The following is a 2,227-nucleotide window of genomic DNA, read 5'->3' on the forward strand; positions in this document are numbered from 1 at the left end:
ACCGCACCGACTCCGTCAGCAGCCGCACATCACCGGCACTCCAGTCCACATGCGAACTCGGCTCATCCACATGCAGCGTCCGCGGCAACACACCGCGCCGCAGGGCCTGGATCATCTTGATGGCGCCCACGACACCGGCGGCGGCCTGCGTGTGCCCCAGGTTGGACTTGACCGAGCCGAGCCAGAGCGGCCGGTCGTCGGGGCGGTCCTGGCCGTAGGTGGCGAGGACCGCCTGTGCCTCGATCGGGTCACCCAGGGACGTGCCGGTGCCGTGTGCCTCCACAGCGTCCACGTCACTCGGCGCGAGGCCCGCAGCCGCCAGCGCCTGCCGGATGACCCGCTGCTGGGACGGGCCGTTGGGGGCGGTCAGGCCGTTGGACGCGCCGTCCTGGTTCACCGCACTGGAGCGCATGACGGCCAGCACGCGGTGCCCGTTGCTGCGGGCGTCGGAGAGCCGTTCCAGGACGACGATGCCTGCGCCCTCGGACCAGCCGGTGCCGTCGGCGGACTCGGCGAACGCCTTGCAGCGGCCGTCGCCCGCGAGGCCGCCCTGCCGCGTGAACTCCACGAACGTGCCGGGCGTGGCCATCACGGTGACGCCGCCGGCCAGCGCGAGCGAACTCTCCCCCGAGCGCAGCGACTGCCCGGCGAGGTGCATCGCCACCAGTGACGACGAGCAGGCGGTGTCCACGGTGACCGCGGGGCCCTCCAGACCGAGGACGTAGGAGACCCGGCCGGACAGCACGCTCTGCGCGGCGCCGGTGAGGAGTTGGCCCTGCGCGTCGCCGCCGGCCTCGGCGACGAGGTCGCTGTAGCCGGAGTGGTAGCCGCCGACGAACACCCCGGCCGGGGTGCCGCCGAGGCCGGTGGGGTCGATGCCCGCGTGCTCCAGCGCCTCCCAGGCCACTTCGAGGACCATGCGCTGCTGCGGGTCCATCGCCAGCGCCTCGCGCGGCGAGATGCCGAAGAAGCCGGCGTCGAACTCGGCGGCGGCGGTGAGGAATCCGCCCTCGTTGGCGACGGAGGTGTTCGGGCGGGTGCCGGTCGGGTCGTACAGCCCGGCCACGTCCCAGCCGCGGTCCAGCGGGAAGGGCGACATCGCGTCCGTACCCGAGTCGACCAGGCGCCACAGGTCGTCCGGGCCGGTCACGCCGCCCGGGTAGCGGCAGGCCATGCCCACGACCACGATCGGGTCGTCGGTCACCGACACCAGCGCGGGCAAGTCCTGCCGCGTGGCCGGCTCGGCCGCATCGCCGAACTGCTCGGTCAGGTGCGCGGCGAGACGGTTCGCGTTGGGGTAGTCGAAGACGAGCGTCGCCGACAGCGTGAGGCCGGTCGCGCTCTGGAGCCGGTTGCGCAGTTCCACGGCCGTCAGCGAGTCGAAGCCCGCCTCGCGGAACGCCTGGCCCGGGTCGACGTCGTTGCCGGCGCCGTGGCCGAGGACGACGGCGACATGGTCGCGGACCAGGGCCAGCAGGTGCTGGTCACGCTGCTGCGCGGTCATCCCGGCCAGTTGCTGCGCGAGGCCGCCGGACTGCTGCCGGGTGCCGGCCGCGGCCCGCCGCTGCCGGGCGCCGACCAGCGCGCGCAGCATGACCGGCAGGCCCGCCTGGCCGCGTAGGACGGGTGCGTCCAGCCGGGTCAGCGCCACGACGGGGAGGTCCGCGCGGACGGCCTGGTCGAACAGTTCCATGCCCTGCGGCACGGACAGCGGGGGCATGCCGGAGTCGTGCATCCGGCGCTGGTCCGCCTCGGACAGAGATCCGGTGAGGCCGACCTCGGGCGTCCACGGCCCCCAGATCATCGACACGCCGGGCAGCCCGTCGTGCCGCCGCCGCTCCACCAGCGCGTCGAGGAAGACGTTGGCGGCGGCGTAGTTGCCCTGGCCCGGCGCGCCCAGCAGGCCGGACATGGAGGAGAACGTCGCGAACAGCGACAGGTCGAGATCACGGGTCAGCTCGTGCAGATGCCAGGCCGCGTCCACCTTCGGCGCCAACACCGGCGCGATCCGCTCAGCGGTCAACGACGTGATCAGCCCGTCGTCGACCACCCCCGCCGTATGCACCACACCCGTCAACGGATGCTCCACGGGTATCCCGGCGAGCACTCCCGCCAGCGCGTCCCGGTCACTCACGTCGGCCGCGGCGACCGTCACCCGGGCACCCTGCCCCGCAAGCTCCGCCACCAACTCCTCAGCTCCCGGCACCGCCAGACCCCGCCGGGAGAC

1 protein-coding gene is annotated in these 2,227 nt (G+C 73.6%); it reads right to left on the reverse strand.

Features of this window, described 5'->3' with window-relative positions; genetic code table 11:
• A partial coding sequence (locus ABZT04_RS45890; RefSeq protein WP_356066676.1) for a type I polyketide synthase occupies window positions 1-2,227 on the reverse strand: 2,227 nt, incomplete at both ends.

Origin of the sequence: Streptomyces sp. NPDC005492 (assembly GCF_040605995.1) — a bacterium.
Lineage (GTDB): Bacteria > Actinomycetota > Actinomycetes > Streptomycetales > Streptomycetaceae > Streptomyces.